Origin of the sequence: Streptomyces cinereoruber (assembly GCF_009299385.1) — a bacterium.
Classification (GTDB): domain Bacteria; phylum Actinomycetota; class Actinomycetes; order Streptomycetales; family Streptomycetaceae; genus Streptomyces; species Streptomyces bikiniensis.
The window spans coordinates 5,694,539-5,711,593 of the sequence record NZ_CP023693.1 but is presented as its reverse complement, the minus strand read 5'-3'; the positions used below and the strand labels follow the sequence as shown (position 1 = coordinate 5,711,593).

Genomic DNA, 17,055 nt, shown 5'->3' with positions numbered 1-17,055 from the left:
CGGGTCGGTGCGCCGCACCGCGCCTCACGGGCATGGACGAGCAGGGTGTACCGACCGAGAGGGCTTTCCGCATGAGACTCGCCGACATCGCACGGGCGTCCCGGGACATCGGCGCCGCCTCGGCACGCACGGAGAAGGTCGCGCTGCTGGCCGAGCTGTTCCGGGCGGCCGATCCCGCCGACGCCCCCGTCGTGATCATGTATATGGCCGGGCGGCTGCCCCAGCGCAGGATCGGCGTCGGCTGGAGCTCGCTCAAGGAGCGAAGGGAACCGGCCGCCGAGCCGCGGCTCGGGGTACGGGAGGTCGACGCGCTCCTCACCCGGATCGCCGCCGTGTCCGGCAAGGGCGCGCAGGGCGAGCGGAAGAGGCTCCTCGACGAGCTGATGGGCGCGGCCACCGAGGAGGAGCAGCTGTTCCTCGTACGGCTGATCAGCGGCGAGTTGAGGCAGGGTGCCCTCGACGCCGTGGCCGTGGAGGGTCTCGCCTCCGCGGCCGGGGCACCGGTCGCCGACGTCCGGCAGGCGGTCATGCTGAGCGGTTCGCCGGCGGCCGTCGCCGAGGTCCTGCTCGCCGAAGGCCCTTCCGCCCTCGGCCGGTTCCGGCTCACGGTGGGGCGCCCGGTCCTGCCGATGCTGGCCCACACCGCCAAGAACGTCGGTGAAGCTCTCGCCAGGACGGGACCCTGCGCCCTGGAGGAGAAGCTCGACGGCATCCGCATCCAGGTGCACCGCGACGGGGACGACGTACGCGTCTTCACCCGTACGCTCGCCGACATCACCGACCGGACCCCCGAGGTGGTGTCGCTGGTCCGCACGCTGCCGGTACGCCAGGTGGTGCTGGACGGGGAGCTGCTGGCCTTCGACGAGCGGGGGCGGCCGCGACCGTTCCAGGAGACGTCCGGACGGACCGGATCCACCCTCGACGTGGTGGGTGCGCAGACGGCGGTGCCGCTCTCCCCGGTCTTCTTCGAGGTGCTGTACGTCGACGGCGAGGACCTGCTCGCCGTTCCGGCCTCCGAACGGCGCGCGCTCCTCGACCGGCTGGTGCCCGAGGCGCAGCGCGTGCGCCGCCTGGTGGTGGCGGACCCCACCGCCCCGGAGGAACGCGCGGCCGCGGAGGCTTTCGCGTCGGAGGCGCTCGAACGGGGCCAGGAGGGCGTGGTCGTGAAGTCCCTCGACGCGGCCTACAGCGCGGGGCGCCGGGGCACCTCCTGGCTGAAGGTGAAGCCGGTGCACACCCTGGACCTGGTGGTCCTCGGCGCCGAGTGGGGCCACGGCCGGCGCACCGGGACGCTCTCCAACCTGCATCTGGGTGCGCGGGCGGCCGACGGCTCCTTCGCCATGCTGGGCAAGACGTTCAAGGGCCTGACCGACGCCCTGCTCGCCTGGCAGACCGAGCGCCTGCGGAAGCTGGTGGTCACGGAGGAGCCCTGGGGCGTCACCGTACGGCCCGAACTCGTCGTCGAGATCGCCTTCGACGGGGTCCAGCGCTCCACCCGCTACCCCGCGGGTGTCACCCTCCGTTTCGCCCGCGTGGTCCGCTACCGCGACGACAAGCTTCCCGCGGACGCGGACACGGTGGAATCGGTGACGGCGCTCCTCCCCTGACCGGGAGCGCCCGACCGGTTCGGACTGCCTCTCTCCGCCTCTCCGCCTCTCCGGCCGGAGGCGCCCGCCGGAGCCGGAGAGGCGGAGAGAGGGTCAGCCGGGGCCGGAGAGGTCAGCCGGCCGCGGCGAGGACCAGGGGGAGCACCTGCTCGGCACCCGCCCGGCGGAGCAGCCGGGCGGCGACCGCGAGGGTCCAGCCGGAGTCGGTGAAGTCGTCCACGAGGAGGACGGGGCCGGGAGCGGCCGCCAGGGCGGCGGACAGTTCCTCGGAGACGGCGAAGGCCCCGGAGAGCGCCCTGAGGCGCTGTGCGGAGTTGCTGCGGCGCACCGCGTGCGCGCCGTCCGGCCCGGTGTAGGTCAGGGTCCCCAGGTAGGGGAGGCGGCCGATGTCCGCGATGCCCCGGGCGAGGGAGCCGACCAGGTGCGGGCGGGCCAGGGAGGGCACCGCGACGACTCCCACCGGCCGGGCGGAGGCGTCCGGGACGCCCGGCGCCCAGCCGCCCGGGGAACGGGCCCAGTCGGCGAGGACCGCCACCGCGGCCTTGAGGACGTCGTCCGGGACCGGCCCGTCGGGCGCGTTCTCGGCGAGGAGGGGGCGCAGGCGGTTGCCCCAGCCGATGTCCGAGAGCCGGCCCAGGGCCCTTCCGGTGGAGCACTGCTCGCCGGCGGGGATGCGGCCCTTGAGCTCGATCCCCAGGGCGGGCATGCCGGTCGGCCACATGCGGCGCGGCTCCACCTCCACGCCCGGGCGGTCCAGTTCCCTGGTCGCGCCCGTCAGCGTCTCCTGCGACACGGAGGCGTCTGCCCAGGCGCCCGCGCAGTTGTCGCAGCGGCCGCACGGGGCCGCGCCCTCGTCGTCCAGCTGCCGGCGCAGGAACTCCATCCGGCACCCGGTGGCGCTCACGTAGTCGCGCATGGCCTGCTGCTCGGCGGCCCGCTGCCGCGCCACCCACGCGTACCGCTCGGTGTCGTACGCCCAGGGCCGTCCGGTGCTCTCCCAGCCGCCCTTGACCCGTCGCACGGCGCCGTCCACGTCGAGGACCTTGAGCATCGTCTCCAGGCGGGTGCGCCGCAGGTCCACCGCCGCCTCCAGGGCCGGCACGGACAGCGGCCGTCCCGCGTCGGCGAGGGCGGCCAGGGTCTGGCGGACCTGTGCCTCGGGCGGGAAGGCGGTGTCGGCGAAGTAGCGCCAGATCGCCTCGTCCTCCTTGCCCGGCAGCATCAGCACCTCCGCGTGCTCCACACCGCGGCCGGCCCGGCCCACCTGCTGGTAGTAGGCGATCGGGGAGGACGGCGAGCCGAGGTGGATCACGAAGCCGAGGTCGGGCTTGTCGAAGCCCATGCCGAGGGCCGAGGTCGCCACGAGCGCCTTCACCCGGTTCTCCTGGAGGTCGGCCTCGGCCTGGAGCCGGTCGGCGTTCTCCGTACGGCCCGTGTACGAGGCGACGGGGAAGCCGCGCTGCCGCAGGAAGGCCGTGGTCTCCTCGGCGGCGGCGACCGTCAGCGTGTAGACGATCCCGGAGCCCGGCAGCTCGTCCAGGTGCTCGGCGAGCCAGGCAAGGCGGTGCGCGGCGTCGGGCAGCCGGACCACGCCGAGCCGCAGGCTCTCCCGCTCCAGGGAGCCGCGCAGCACCAGCGCCTCACCGGCCCCGGTGCCGAGCTGCTCGGCCACGTCGGCGGTCACCCGGGCGTTGGCGGTCGCGGTGGTGGCGAGGACCGGCACTCCGGGGGCGAGTTCGGTGAGCATGGTGCGCAGTCGGCGGTAGTCGGGGCGGAAGTCGTGGCCCCAGTCGGAGATGCAGTGCGCCTCGTCGACCACCAGGAGGCCCGTGGTGGCGGCCAGTTTGGGGAGCACCTGCTCGCGGAAGTCCACGGAGTTGAGGCGCTCGGGGCTCACGAGGAGGACGTCGGTCTCGCCGCGCTCGACCTCGTCGTAGATCGTCTCCCACTCCTCGGGGTTGGCCGAGTTGATGGTGCGCGCCCGGATGCCGGCCCGCTCCGCCGCCTCGACCTGGTTCCGCATGAGGGCGAGGAGCGGCGAGATGATCACGGTGGGTCCCGAACCGCGGCGGCGCAGCAGGGCGGTGGCGACGAAGTACACCGCCGACTTGCCCCAGCCGGTCCGCTGCACCACCAGGGCCCGCCGCCGCTCCTCCACCAGGGCGGCCACCGCCAGCCACTGGTCCTCCCGCAGCCGCGCCGTCCCCTCGGGGGCTCCGACCAGCTCGGCGAGAACGGCATCGGCTTCGGCGCGGAGCTCCAGGTTGTCCATGCCTCCATGCAACCCGATGCCACCGACAATCGGCGAACTCACCCAGCGTGACGACCCGTCCACGAGCGGAAGGGGTGTTTCCGCTGGTGCCTGCGGGGTGTCCGCCGCGTGGAGAGGAAACCGTCGGACGAACGGGGAGTGAACAATGGGCAACTGGGCAGGGATATGAGTGGCATACCAACTCATTCCCGTCAGCGGTCTCAATTGCTCATTGCCGCTCGCGCACGGGCCCGCAAGAATTGGACCACCGCCCCACAAGGCCCGTCAGCGGTCCGGAAGGACTGTGCCGTGGTGCGCCCTCACCCGACCTTGCCCGCCCAGCGGGCGCGTATCCGAAGGGAGGACCGTGACCCTCGGATTCGCTCCGCCCACAGCCGCCTCGCTCAGATCGTCGTCCGGGTCCGCCAGCCGCCTCGCCCGGATACTCGAACCCTCCGAGTGGGCCGAGGCGGGGATCCCCCTGCTGCGCAATCCGCGCGAGGTCGTCGGCGGCCTGCACTCCCGTCACGCGCCCACGCCCTCGACGGCGGTCCTCGCGGTCCTGGACCACGAGGAGCGGATCGCCGCCAGCGCTTCGTTCGTCCGCCGTTCCGTCCCGGCGGACGGCTGGGAGTTCCGCAACGCGCTCCTGGCGCACCTGCGGCGCGTCATCCCGCACGACCTGCGGAGGCGTGCGCCCGTGCGGACCGCGGTGCTGCTGTACTGCCGCGAGGGCGACGAGCGCTGGACGGAGGAGGACGGGGCCTGGATGTGGGGGCTCCGGGACGCCTGCACGCTGCACGGGCTGCGCTGCGGCGCGTACATCACGCTGACCCGAGGGGGCTGGCAGGTGCTCGGCGAGGGCCGCGGAGGCCGCCGGCCGAGCTCCGACTCGCTTCCCGTGCCGCTCGGTGAGGGACCGGCCGAGTTCGACCGGATCACGCCGAGGACGGCGAGCGGCGCGGCCGAACCACTGCGCCGGGCCGCCGCGCGCTGACCACACGGGCACCACCGACGTAGACGGCACCGCACTCCGCCGGGCCCTGTACGGCCCGGCGGAGGAGCGACCGGTCGGCCGAACCGGCCGGACGCCCAGTCACGCGGTCACCCGGCCACTGGTCACCCAGCCGCCGATCGGTCGGTCGGTCGCCCCGTCGCCGGTCAGACGCCGGCGCCCGCTCCGAGGAGCGCCGTGATGCGCTGCGGGTCGCCGCAGACGACGAGCAGCGCGCCCGCGCGGGCCATCGCCACGGGCAGGGCGCGGGCGGTCGCCTCGTCGTCCCCGCCGTTGACGGCGACGATCACCACGGGACGGGGGGCTGCCCGCTCCACGGCTGAGGCGTCGGCGAAGAACACGTCGTCGGCAGTGTCCTGCTGGGCCCAGTAGGCGGCTTCGCCGAAGGACAGCTCGTGCGCCGCCCACGGGTGCTGCTCGCCGGTGGTGAGGACCAGGACCTCGCCAGGGGTCCGGCCACTCTCCAGGAGCAGGTCCAATGCCTCCTCGGCGGCGTCGAGCGCGCCGTCGACAGGGGCCGGGATCAGCTGGAGCTGCGGGGCCGAACGCTGGTCGGAACGATTTTCCGTGCCGGCGGCCGGAGACTTCCCGGCCGCGGGGCGCGGCTTCGGCGGCGCGGGCCGGGCAGGGCCGGGAACGGGATGTCCGGGGCGCGGAGAGGCCGCGGAACGCGGACCGGGTACGGGACGGGGGGTCGACGCGGGGCGGCCGGCGGCCGCGGTGGCGCGGGGACCCTGGGCGCTCTCGTGAATCTGAGGCTCCTCGGGGATGAGAGGCATGGGTGGATGTCTATCAAACGCCGCTGCGCGGGGCATCGGCGGGTGGGCACAGAGGTGCACCCCGGGCGCGTGAGCAGCCCTTCGGCGGCCCCGTGACCGGAAGTTCAGAAGTCGAAGCCGAGTTGGCCCCCGCTTTCCAGCGCGGCCGCCTCGACGGAGAGACGGACCTTCTTGAGGTGACGCCACCGGGGCAGCGCGTCCAGGTAGGACCAGGAGAGCCGGTGGTACGGGGTGGGGCCCAGCTCTTCGAGGGCGGCCCGGTGGACCGGCGAGGGGTAGCCCGCGTTGGCCCCGAAGGCGTACGGCGCGTACTCCCCCGCTCCGGTCCCGACCTCCAGCTCCGCCATGAGGGTGTCCCGGCGGACCTTCGCGAGGACGGAGGCGGCGGCCACCGCGATGCAGGACTGGTCGCCCTTGATCACCGTACGGACCTGCCAGGGGCTGCCGAGGTAGTCGTGCTTGCCGTCGAGGATCACCGCGTCGGGCCGCACGGGAAGGCCTTCGAGGGCCCGGACCGCCGCGAGCCGCAGGGCCGCGGTCATTCCGAGGTCGTCGATCTCCTCCGGGGAGGCGTCGCCGAGCGCGTACGCCGTGACCCACTGCTCCAGTTCCACCGCGAGGGTGGCGCGGCGCCTGGGGGTGATCAGCTTGGAGTCGGTGAGCCCTTCGGGGGGCCGGCGCAGTCCGGTGACGGCCGCGCAGACCGTGACGGGACCGGCCCACGCCCCGCGCCCGACCTCATCGACTCCGGCGACGATTCTGGCGCCGGTGGTGGCGCGGAGCGATCGCTCGACGGTGTGGGTGGGGGGTTCGTACGGCATGGCGCCAGACAGGTTACGCCGCCCCGCACCGCCCGCGATACCCGGATTCCCGCCAAGCTTCCCGGGAAGTCCCACCGTCACCATTTCCCGACCGCTCCCGGATTCGCTTCCGCACATCGCGTACCGACGCGCCATCCCGAAAGGAACAGCCACGGAGATCGGGTCACCATCCGCTCCATTCCCCGCACGGAAACAGAAAATCACCTGCTCGGGCGCAGGTAGGCAAGGGAATCCGAGGAGACGAACCAAGGAACGGACCACCCCGGACCGGCCAATCGCGCCCCCGCCCCCACACGGAGAGGTCGCATCCGCGAAGCGGAAAGGAACGGCCGGACACGGCGGACGTCACGCCCGAACCCGGTCGGCGTCCCCCACCCGGCGGCGCCGGGTCACGGCCTCAAGAGGCCGTGGTGGGGACCCACTCCGGAAGTTCCTCGGTCTGTCCCAGCCACTCCGCAGGCGGCGCGCCGACCGCCGTGGCGGCCACCACGCCTCCCGCGATGGCGCAGGTCGTGTCGACGTCCCCGCCGACCTGCGCGGTCGTCCAGAACATCCGCTCGAAGTCGCCGAGCGCCCGCGCGGCCGACCAGAGGGCGAAGGGGACCGTGTCGTGCGCGCTCGTGCGCCGTCCGCTGCCGAGTACGGCGGCGACCGTGCCGGGGTCGCCGTAGTCGAGCATGTCGCGGGCCCTGCGCAGGCCCGCCCCGACCGCGCTGCGCGGCACCAGGGCGATCACCCCGTCGAGCAGCGCCTCGGGCGTGGGCGGCCCGGCGGGATCGGCGGCGAGGGCGGCCGCGGCGGCGACGGCCATGGCGCCCACCACGGCCTCGCGGTGCTGGTGGGTCGTGTACGCGGAGATCTCGGCCTGGTGGGTCGCCTGCTCCGGGTCGTCCGCGTACCAGGCCCCGAGCGGGGCGATCCGCATCGCGGCGCCGTTCCCCCAGGAGCCCTGCCCCTTGAAGAGCGCGGCGGCCAGCTCCCGCCAGTCGCCGCCCTCCCTGATGAGCCTGAGCATCCGGTTGACCGCCGGGCCGTAGCCCCGGTCGAAGTCGTGGTGGTGCGCGAAGGACAGGGCCAGGGCGTCCTGGTCGATCCGGTCGTGTCGCGCGAGGACGGCCAGGACGGAGCAGGCCATCTCGGTGTCGTCGGTCCACTGCCAGGGGCCGGGGGGCAGCTCGCGCCGCTTCAGCAGGGGGTAGTGGACGGGTACGAAGAACTGGGAGCCCAGGGCGTCTCCCACGGACAGCCCGCGCAGGCTGGCCAGGGCGCGGTCGAAGCGCCGGTCGGGTGAGGAGTCAGCGGTCATCGGTCTGCCACTCTATCCGGTGCTGCCGTACGGTTCGGGGGTACGCCAGCGTTCGAACGGCCTGTCCAGACGGTATCTCCCGTCCTCGTCGAGCAGGAGGACGCGCGTCTCGGCGTTGCCGGGGTTCGACAGCGACTCGAAGTCCGCGACCGTCCAGTGGAACCAGCGCATGCAGAAGAGGCGCATGGTCAGGCCGTGGGTGACGATGAGGACGTTGGGCGGGTGGTCGGGCGCCTCGAAGCTGCGGTACAGGCTCTCCAGGAAGGCCCCGACCCGGTCGTAGACGTCCGCGCCCGACTCCCCCTGGGCGAAGCGGTAGAAGAAGTGCCCGTACGCGTCGCGGTAGGCCTTCTGGAGGCGTACGTCCTCCCGGTCCTGCCAGTTGCCCCAGTCCTGTTCCCGCAGGCGCGGCTCCTCCCGGACCCGGACCTGCTCCGGGGGGAACCGGAAGGCGCGGAGGGTCTCGTGGGTGCGCCGGTACGGCGAGACGTAGACGCTGACCGCCTCCTCGCCGAAGAGTTCCCGCAGCCGCTCTCCCGTCGCCTCCGCCTGCCGCCACCCGGTCTCGGTGAGCCGCAGGGCGTGGTCGGGCTCCCGTTCGTACACCGTGTCATCGGCATTGCCCTCGGACTCTCCGTGTCGTACGAGGACGATGCGCCGCGGTCGTGCCATACCCCGACCCTAGATCGCCGTCCTCCGGAAGGCTCGGCCGAGGGGGTCACCAGCGGGGCGGGGGCCTCAGACCGTCCAGGACGGTTCGAGCCGCACCACGTCCCCGTTCAGGGCCGCCACGTCGGCCGCGGTCCGGGCCCGCAGCCCGAGCCGCTCCACCCGCTCCTCGCGGTACTTGCCGTGCTCGGCGGTGGACTGCCACATCGAGAGGACCAGGAACTCGCTGCCGGGCGCCTCGCCGAACATGCCTCGCAGCATGCCGGGGGATCCGGCCATCGCCGGGTTCCACACCTTCTCCTGCATGAGGGCGAAGTGCTCGGCGCGGTCCTCGTGGACACGGCAGTGCGCCACCCGTGCCACGTCGGCGTCGGCGAAGCGCGGCTCGAACCCCGTCTTCACGTCGAAGCGGTGGTCGAACAGCTTGACCTGGCCGTCCCGGAACGTGCCCACCTGCGACGCCGCGAGCCGGTCGTGCGACCGCGCCATGAACGAGTCGTAGAAGGCCCGGCTCTCCCAGAACGCGAAGACGTGGGCGACGTCCGGCCGACTCCGGCTCCACCCGCCGCCCTGCCCCCGGAAGCCCGGCTCACCGAGCAGCCCCGCCCATTTCCGCTGCCCCCGCTCGAACCCTCGACGGTCCACCACGGTGCAGCGAATCCACTTGACCAGCACCGCGCCATCGTACGGGGCCGGAGAGCACCCCGGCAGTCCCCGGCGGGCGCACGCGCTCCGGGCCCGCGCGCTCCCCCGCTCTCGAACAGAACGCCCGTACACGCACCCGGTGAAGGGCCGTCAGGGCCCGCTCACCACCGCGGTCTTCCCGGCCCGCCCACCGACCCGACCGATTCGAGCCAGGCCGACGTCGAGATCCGGCTCGTCACCGCTCCGCGCGCCCCTCTCCCCCTCGCGCACCGGCCCCTCTGTCACCGGCGCATGACACCATGAGTGATCGACCCGCGACCGAGGGATCGGCCGAGGGTCCTCCGAACGGGCCGGCGGTACGAGGCGAGGCGTGCGCGGGGGCGCGCGCGGAGAGGGGAAGCACCATGAGCGGACTCAACAAAGGGGTGGGGCGCGTCGAGGTGACGCTCAAGTGGGACCCCGCCCCGGCCGGTTCCCCGGCCCACGACCTGGACCTCGTCGCCGGCGTCTTCACCGCCGACGACCCGCACGGCGCGCCGGTCCAGCTGGTGCACTTCGGCAGCCGTTCCCCGGACGGCACGATCACGCTCCACCGCGACAGCCGTACGGGCCAGGGGTTCGGCTACGACGAGGCCATGACCGTGGAACTGGACCGGCTGGCGCCGAGGTACGCGCGCGTGGTGGTCGGCGTGGCCATACAGCAGAGCGGCGGGCGGCTGTCCTTCGGTGACATAGCGGGCACGGGCGTGCGGGTCCGCGAGGGCTACGCGGACCTCCTGACCCACGACTTCGCGGACGTCCCGGACGCCTTGGCGGCGACGGTCGTGGAATTCACCCGCACCGGGCCGGACAGCTGGTCGTACCGCCCGATCCCACGCGGCTTCGACGCCGATCCCCAGACCTTCGGCACCCTCCTGGGAGCCGAGGCTTCCTGACCCCTCCGGGCATGTGAAAGGGGCGCCGACCGGTCGGTCGGCGCCCCTTTCACGGACGGATCAGCTGCAGCCGCTGGTGGAGCCGCAGCCCTCGCAGATGTAGCAGGAGCCGGCCCGCTGCATCTTCGTGCCGCAGGAGAAGCAGAGCGGGGCGTCGGCGCTGATGCCGAGCTGCATCTCGACGAGCTCCGCCGAGGTGTGGGCCTGCTTCGGGGCCGGGACCTCGGCCTTCGGGGCCGGGGCGGTGGCGACGGCCTTCAGCTCCGGGGTGCGGGGGGCCGACTGGGCCAGGCCCTCGACGTCGACCTCCTCGTCCTCGGACTGCTCGTACGAGCCGGTGTCCAGGTGGCGCTGGCGCTCCTCGGCCGAGTGGATGCCGAGGGCGGACCGGGTCTCGAAGGGCAGGAAGTCGAGCGCCAGGCGGCGGAAGATGTAGTCGACGATCGACTGCGCCATCCGCACGTCCGGGTCGTCCGTCATGCCGGCCGGCTCGAAGCGCATGTTGGTGAACTTCGAGACGTACGTCTCCAGCGGGACGCCGTACTGGAGGCCGACGGAGACGGCGATGGAGAAGGCGTCCATCATGCCGGCGAGGGTCGAGCCCTGCTTCGACATCTTCAGGAAGACCTCGCCGAGACCGTCGTCCGGGTAGGAGTTGGCGGTCATGTAGCCCTCGGCGCCGCCGACGGTGAAGGAGGTGGTGATCCCCGGGCGGCCCTTGGGCAGGCGCTTGCGGACCGGGCGGTACTCGACGACCTTCTCGACGGCCTCGCGGATCGTCGCCTCGGACTTCGCGGTGACCTCGGCCTTCTCGTCCTCCTTCTTCTTGGCGGAGAGCGGCTGGCCGACCTTGCAGTTGTCGCGGTAGATCGCGAGCGCCTTGACGCCCATCTTCCAGGCCTCGAAGTAGACCTCCTCGACGTCCTCGACCGTGGCCGTCTCCGGCAGGTTCACGGTCTTGGAGAGGGCGCCCGAGATCCACGGCTGGATGGCGGCCATCATGCGGACGTGGCCCATCGCGGAGATGGAGCGCTCGCCCATGGCGCAGTCGAAGACCTCGTAGTGCTCGGTCTTGAGGCTCGGGGCGTCGATCACGTTGCCGTGCTCGGCGATGTGGGCGACGATCGCCTCGATCTGCTCCTCCTGGTAGCCCAGGCGGCGCAGGGCCTGCGGGACGGTGCCGTTGACGATCTGCATCGAGCCGCCGCCGACGAGCTTCTTGAACTTGACCAGGGCGAGGTCGGGCTCCAGGCCGGTGGTGTCGCAGGACATCGCGAGACCGATGGTGCCGGTGGGGGCGATGACCGAGGCCTGGGCGTTGCGGAAGCCGTTCTTGGCGCCGAGGCGGATCACGTCCTGCCAGGCCTCCGTGGCGGCGGCCCAGATCGGGGAGTCCAGGTCGTCCATGCGGACGGCGGCGGTGTTGGCGTCGGCGTGCTGCTTCATGACGCGCTGGTGCGGCTCGGCGTTGCGGGCGTAACCGTCGTACGGGCCGACGACCGCGGCGAGTTCGGCGGAGCGCTTGTACGAGGTGCCGGTCATCAGGGAGGTGATGGCGCCGGCGAGGGCGCGGCCGCCGTCGGAGTCGTACGCGTGGCCGGTCGCCATCAGGAGGGCGCCGAGGTTGGCGTAGCCGATGCCGAGCTGGCGGAAGGCTCGGGTGTTCTCGCCGATCTTCTGGGTGGGGAAGTCGGCGAAGCAGATGGAGATGTCCATCGCGGTGATGACGAGCTCGACGACCTTGGCGAAGCGCTCGACGTCGAAGGACTGGTTGCCCTTGCCGTCGTCCTTGAGGAACTTCATCAGGTTCAGCGAGGCGAGGTTGCAGGACGTGTTGTCCAGGTGCATGTACTCGCTGCACGGGTTCGAGCCGTTGATGCGGCCGGACTCGGGGCAGGTGTGCCAGCGGTTGATCGTGTCGTCGTACTGGATGCCCGGGTCGGCGCAGGCCCACGCGGCCTCGGCCATCTTGCGGAAGAGCGCCTTGGCGTCGACCTCCTCGATGACCTCGCCGGTCATGCGGGCGCGCAGGCCGAACTTGCCGCCGGTCTCGACGGCCTTCATGAACGCGTCGTTCACGCGGACGGAGTTGTTGGCGTTCTGGTACTGGACGGACGTGATGTCGTCGCCGCCCAGGTCCATGTCGAAGCCCGCGTCACGGAGGGCGCGGATCTTCTCCTCCTCCTTGACCTTGGTCTCGATGAAGTCCTCGATGTCGGGGTGGTCGACGTCGAGGATGACCATCTTGGCCGCACGGCGGGTGGCGCCGCCGGACTTGATCGTGCCGGCGGAGGCGTCGGCGCCGCGCATGAAGGAGACCGGGCCGGAGGCGTTGCCGCCGGAGGAGAGCAGCTCCTTGGAGGAGCGGATGCGGGAGAGGTTCAGGCCGGCGCCGGAGCCGCCCTTGAAGATCATGCCCTCTTCCTTGTACCAGTCGAGGATGGACTCCATGGAGTCGTCGACGGACAGGATGAAGCAGGCGGAGACCTGCTGGGGCTGCGGGGTGCCGACGTTGAACCAGACCGGCGAGTTGAAGCTGAAGATCTGGTGCAGGAGGGCGTAGGCCAGCTCGTGCTCGAAGATCTCGGCGTCGGCGGGCGAGGCGAAGTAGTCGTACTCCTCGCCGGCCTTCGTGTAGGTCTTCACGATCCGGTCGATGAGCTGCTTGAGACCGGTCTCGCGCTGCGGGGTGCCGACCGCGCCGCGGAAGTACTTGCTGGTGACGATGTTGACCGCGTTCACCGACCAGAAGTCGGGGAACTCGACGCCGCGCTGCTCGAAGTTGACCGAGCCGTCGCGCCAATTGGTCATGACGACGTCCCGGCGCTCCCACGTCACCTCGTCGTACGGATGCACGCCGGGGGTGGTGTGGATGCGCTCGATGCGCAGGCCCTTGCTCGCCGACTTGGCTCCCTTGGTGCGGGAACCACGTGCCGGGCCGCTCGCCGTCTCTGTCATGCCGCCTCCCATATACGGGCAAAACACACTTTGGCGCCCAGATAGTCCCAGGGCACCGTCTTCTGGTACGTCGTTCAGTACTGCTGCCACGAGGGCCGAGAGGCCGTTCGGGGCACGTCTGCCGGGCCGCGCGACGGCGGCCGGTCGCACCGGGCCGTACGACGGCCCGGACCGCCGGTCAGTCGGCGGCGGTGGCGGGAACGGGGACCCCTGGGGTCGCGCCGCTTCCGGGATTCTCGACGGGGGGCCGCACGCGGAGCTCCGCGATGGCGGCCTCGAAGTCCTCCAGGCTGTCGAAGGCCTTGTAGACGGACGCGAAGCGCAGGTACGCGACGAGGTCGAGTTCCCGCAGGGGGCCGAGGATCGCCAGGCCCACGTCGTGGGTGGTCAGCTCGGCGCTGCCGGTGGCGCGCACCGCCTCCTCGACCCGCTGGCCGAGCTTGGCGAGGGCGTCCTCGGTGACCGGCCGTCCCTGACACGCCTTGCGCACGCCGGAGATGACCTTGGTGCGGCTGAAGGGCTCGGTGACGCCGGAACGCTTCACCACCATGAGCGAGCAGGTCTCCGCCGTCGTGAAACGACGGGAGCAGTCGGGGCACTGGCGACGGCGTCGGATGGACGTCCCGTCGTCGGTGGTGCGACTGTCGACGACGCGGCTGTCGGGGTGCCTGCAGAAGGGGCAGTGCATTGGTTCCAAAGCCTCCCTCACGGCACGACTGACAGGCCCCGCGCGGCCCGTCGGGCCCTGCGGAGCGACCACCAGCATAGGCGATGCGAGCACCCCCGGCAGACCGGGACCACTACCCCTGGGTGGCCGATGACATCCAACCACTAGATCTTGGGTCGGGGGTGTTTCCGGGGCCTCCCGCGTGTCGCGGCGCGCCCGTTCCCGGGATTCCGCCCCGACGGGTGTGACACTGATCCGACGGGCGCGGCACCGAGGGAACCGGCGACCGGTCGCGGGCGATCGAGACCCAGCGGCGAAGGCTATCGGAAGGGCCGAGCCCGAGCGGCGGCGCGGTGGTCCCGGGACGGCGTCGCGGCAGCCGGAAGCGGCGACGCGCATACACCTCTCCCCAGGTAGACGCAGGGCAATCCGCGAATTTTCACTCGAACGTGTGTTTGGCGCAACCTTTCGAAAGCTACTACCGTTGTGCCAGCCAGGGAGACCATTCGAGAGGGGCCGACGACGTGACCACCACCGCAGACAGTGCCACCATCACCGCCCAGGACCGCTCCCTGGGCCGACTCGAGGCGGTGCACGCCATGAGCGACGTGAACGTGAACGGCGAGGAGCCCGGGCGTCCCGCCCGAGCCCTCCCCGGACGACCTCCCGGCATCCGGGCCGACAGCTCCGGCCTCACCGACCGGCAGCGCCGGGTCATCGAGGTCATCCGCGACTCGGTCCAGCGGCGCGGCTACCCGCCGTCGATGCGCGAGATCGGGCAGGCGGTGGGCCTCTCCAGCACCTCCTCGGTGGCGCACCAGCTCATGGCCCTGGAGCGCAAGGGCTTCCTCCGCCGCGACCCGCACCGCCCCCGGGCGTACGAGGTGCGCGGCTCCGACCAGCCGAGCACCCAGCCCACGGACACCACCGGCAAGCCCGCCGCGTCGTACGTCCCGCTGGTCGGCCGGATCGCCGCCGGCGGTCCGATCCTGGCCGAGGAGTCCGTCGAGGACGTCTTCCCCCTCCCCCGGCAGCTGGTCGGCGACGGCGAGCTGTTCGTTCTGAAGGTCGTCGGCGACTCGATGATCGAGGCCGCCATCTGCGACGGCGACTGGGTCACCGTCCGCCGCCAGCCCGTCGCGGAGAACGGCGACATCGTCGCCGCGATGCTGGACGGCGAGGCCACGGTCAAGCGCTTCAAGCGCGAGGACGGCCACGTCTGGCTGCTGCCGCACAATGCCGCGTACCAGCCCATCCCCGGCGACGAGGCCACCATCCTCGGCAAGGTCGTGGCGGTGCTGCGACGGGTGTGACCGCATCCCGTCGGCTCTGACCGGGCCCCGGAACCCCCTGCGCCGGTTCCGGGGCCCTGCCGTGTTCCGGGCCCGGTTTTCCGGGCCCGTTCTCAAACGCTCCCCGGGCCGGCTCTCAGGCGTTCGCCGCCTTCGAGGCGGCGTCGATGGCCGCGAGCGACTTCCGCACCTGGTTGCGGTCGGTGGTGTACCAGAAGTCGGGCAGCGAGGCCTTGAGATAGCTGCCGTAGCGGGCCGTGGCGAGGCGGGGGTCGAGGACCGCCACGACGCCCCGGTCGCCGGTGGCCCGCACGAGGCGGCCCGCTCCCTGGGCCATCAGCAGGGCCGCGTGGGTCGCCGCGACCGCCATGAAGCCGTTGCCCCCGGCCTCCTCGACGGCCTTCTGGCGGGCGCTCATCAGCGGGTCGTCCGGGCGCGGGAACGGGATCTTGTCCATGACGACCAGCTGGCAGCTGGGGCCCGGGACGTCCACGCCCTGCCAGAGCGACAGCGTGCCGAAGAGGCAGGTCTTCGGGTCGGCGGCGAAGTTCTTGATCAGCTCGCCCAGGATGTCCTCGCCCTGGAGCAGGATCGGCAGCTCCGGGACCCGGGTCCGCAGCTCCTCCGCCGCCTGCTGCGCCGCGCGCATGGAGGAGAAGAGGCCCAGGGTCCGCCCGCCGGCCGCCTGCATCAGCTCGGTGAGCTCGTCGAGCATGTCACCCCGGTCCCCGTCACGCGCGGGGCGGGAGAGGTGCTTGGCGACGTACAGGATGCCCTGCCGGGGATAGTCGAACGGCGAGCCGACGTCGATGCCCTTCCAGACCGGCAGGTCGTCGCCGGTGGTGCCCTCGGGGGCGAGGCCGAGCGAGGCCCCGACGCCGTTGAAGTCGCCGCCCAGCTTGAGCGTGGCCGAGGCGAGCACCACGGACCGCTCGGTGAACAGCTTCTCCCGGAGCAGGCCGGAGACGGTGAGCGGCGCGACCCTCAAGGAGGCGCCGAAGCGGTCGTGCCGCTCGTACCAGACGACGTCGTACTCGGAACCCTGCGTGATCCGCTCCGCGACGCCGTGGACGGTCTCCACCGAGGCCATGGCCTGCTTGCGCACGGCGTCCTCGTCCTGCACGGACCGGTCGCGGGTCGAGCCCAGGGCCGTGATCACGGCACGGGCCGCGTCCCGCAGCGCCATCAGGGCGTACGCGAGGTCCTCCGGGATCTCCTCCAGGCGGCCCGGCAGCGCCAGCTCCATGACCCGCTCGAAGCCCTCGGCGGCGGTCTGCAACTGGTCGGCGACCTTCTCGTCCACGAGCTTCGCGGACCGCCGCACCGCACGGTTGACCTGGCCGGGGGTGAGCTCCCCGGTGGCGACGCCGGTCACGCGGGAGACCAGCTCGTGGGCCTCGTCGACGATCAGCACCTCGTGCTCCGGGAGCACCGGGGCGCCCTCGATGGCGTCGATGGCGAGCAGCGCGTGGTTGGTGACGACGACGTCCGCGAGCTTGGCGCGCTCACGGGCCGCCTCGGCGAAGCACTCCGCCCCGTAGGCGCACTTGCTCGCGCCGAGGCACTCACGGGAGGAGACCGAGACCTGGGCCCAGGCCCGGTCGGAGACGCCCGGCGTCAGATCGTCCCGGTCTCCGGTCTCCGTCTCGTCCGACCAGTCGCGCAGGCGCATCAGGTCCTGGCCCAGCTTGCTGGTGGGCGCGGCCGCCTCGAAGGGGTCGAAGAGCCCCTCCTCCTCGTCCTGCGGCACCCCTTCGTGGAGCCGGTGCAGGCAGAGGTAGTTCGACCGGCCCTTGAGCATGGCGAACTGCGGGCGGCGGCGCAGCTGCGGATGCAGCGCGTCGACCGTCCGGGGAAGGTCGCGCTCGACGAGCTGGCGCTGCAGCGCCAGGGTGGCCGTGGCCACCACCACCCGCTCCCCCTGGGCCAGCGCCGGCACGAGGTAGCCGAGCGACTTGCCGGTGCCGGTGCCGGCCTGGACGAGGAGGTGGGAGTTGTCGTCGATGGCCTCGGCCACGGCCTCGGCCATGGCGACCTGGCCGGGCCGCTCCGTGCCGCCGACGGCGGAGACGGCGGCGTGGAGGAGGTCGGGGAGGGATGGCTTCGTCAT

Annotated in this window: 13 protein-coding genes; 4 read left to right on the top strand and 9 right to left on the bottom strand. The window is 72.4% G+C overall.

Annotation, left to right across the window (positions count from 1 at the left end; genetic code table 11):
* Window positions 1–71: 71 nt before the first annotated feature.
* Window positions 72–1,607, top strand: coding sequence for an ATP-dependent DNA ligase (locus CP977_RS25835; protein ID WP_109184167.1), 1,536 nt, complete (start codon window positions 72–74; stop codon window positions 1,605–1,607).
* A gap of 112 nt (window positions 1,608–1,719) precedes the next feature.
* Here CP977_RS25835 and CP977_RS25830 read toward each other — a convergent pair whose 3' ends face one another.
* Complete coding sequence (locus CP977_RS25830) at window positions 1,720–3,879, bottom strand: RecQ family ATP-dependent DNA helicase (RefSeq protein ID WP_152370880.1); 2,160 nt, start codon at window positions 3,877–3,879, stop codon at window positions 1,720–1,722.
* Window positions 3,880–4,225: 346 nt separating this feature from the next.
* Between CP977_RS25830 and CP977_RS25825 the strand changes: the two genes are divergently transcribed.
* Entirely contained in the window at window positions 4,226–4,855 is a 630-nt protein-coding gene (locus CP977_RS25825; RefSeq protein WP_109184165.1) for a hypothetical protein, read from the top strand.
* A 164-nt stretch (window positions 4,856–5,019) separates the two neighbouring features.
* On the opposite strand, the gene CP977_RS25820 is transcribed toward CP977_RS25825, so the two are convergent.
* The 5 genes from CP977_RS25820 to CP977_RS25800 form a co-directional block, all read right to left on the bottom strand.
* Window positions 5,020–5,652, bottom strand: coding sequence for a hypothetical protein (locus tag CP977_RS25820; RefSeq protein ID WP_062751863.1), 633 nt, complete (start codon window positions 5,650–5,652; stop codon window positions 5,020–5,022).
* Between the two features lie 104 nt (window positions 5,653–5,756).
* Window positions 5,757–6,473 (bottom strand): ribonuclease HII, encoded by a 717-nt coding sequence (locus CP977_RS25815; RefSeq protein ID WP_109184164.1) that lies wholly within the window; start codon window positions 6,471–6,473, stop codon window positions 5,757–5,759.
* A 397-nt stretch (window positions 6,474–6,870) separates the two neighbouring features.
* Window positions 6,871–7,779, bottom strand: coding sequence for an ADP-ribosylglycohydrolase family protein (locus tag CP977_RS25810; RefSeq protein ID WP_062751865.1), 909 nt, complete (start codon window positions 7,777–7,779; stop codon window positions 6,871–6,873).
* Window positions 7,780–7,791: 12 nt separating this feature from the next.
* Window positions 7,792–8,451 (bottom strand): histidine phosphatase family protein, encoded by a 660-nt coding sequence (locus CP977_RS25805; RefSeq protein ID WP_062751866.1) that lies wholly within the window; start codon window positions 8,449–8,451, stop codon window positions 7,792–7,794.
* Between the two features lie 66 nt (window positions 8,452–8,517).
* Window positions 8,518–9,123, bottom strand: a complete 606-nt coding sequence (locus CP977_RS25800; RefSeq protein ID WP_062751867.1) for a YdbC family protein — start codon at window positions 9,121–9,123, stop codon at window positions 8,518–8,520.
* A 374-nt stretch (window positions 9,124–9,497) separates the two neighbouring features.
* Between CP977_RS25800 and CP977_RS25795 the strand changes: the two genes are divergently transcribed.
* Window positions 9,498–10,028 (top strand): TerD family protein, encoded by a 531-nt coding sequence (locus CP977_RS25795; RefSeq protein WP_152370879.1) that lies wholly within the window; start codon window positions 9,498–9,500, stop codon window positions 10,026–10,028.
* A 60-nt stretch (window positions 10,029–10,088) separates the two neighbouring features.
* On the opposite strand, the gene CP977_RS25790 is transcribed toward CP977_RS25795, so the two are convergent.
* Both CP977_RS25790 and nrdR read right to left on the bottom strand, forming a co-directional pair.
* Window positions 10,089–12,986: a vitamin B12-dependent ribonucleotide reductase gene (locus CP977_RS25790; RefSeq protein WP_062751869.1), complete on the bottom strand. Its 2,898-nt coding sequence runs from the start codon at window positions 12,984–12,986 to the stop codon at window positions 10,089–10,091.
* A 178-nt stretch (window positions 12,987–13,164) separates the two neighbouring features.
* Window positions 13,165–13,674, bottom strand: coding sequence for a transcriptional regulator NrdR (nrdR, locus tag CP977_RS25785; protein WP_062751870.1), 510 nt, complete (start codon window positions 13,672–13,674; stop codon window positions 13,165–13,167).
* A 503-nt stretch (window positions 13,675–14,177) separates the two neighbouring features.
* Here nrdR and lexA point away from each other — a divergent pair.
* Window positions 14,178–14,966, top strand: a complete 789-nt coding sequence (lexA, locus tag CP977_RS25780) for a transcriptional repressor LexA (RefSeq protein ID WP_030220842.1) — start codon at window positions 14,178–14,180, stop codon at window positions 14,964–14,966.
* Between the two features lie 115 nt (window positions 14,967–15,081).
* On the opposite strand, the gene CP977_RS25775 is transcribed toward lexA, so the two are convergent.
* Window positions 15,082–17,055: an ATP-dependent DNA helicase gene (locus CP977_RS25775; protein WP_152370878.1), complete on the bottom strand. Its 1,974-nt coding sequence runs from the start codon at window positions 17,053–17,055 to the stop codon at window positions 15,082–15,084.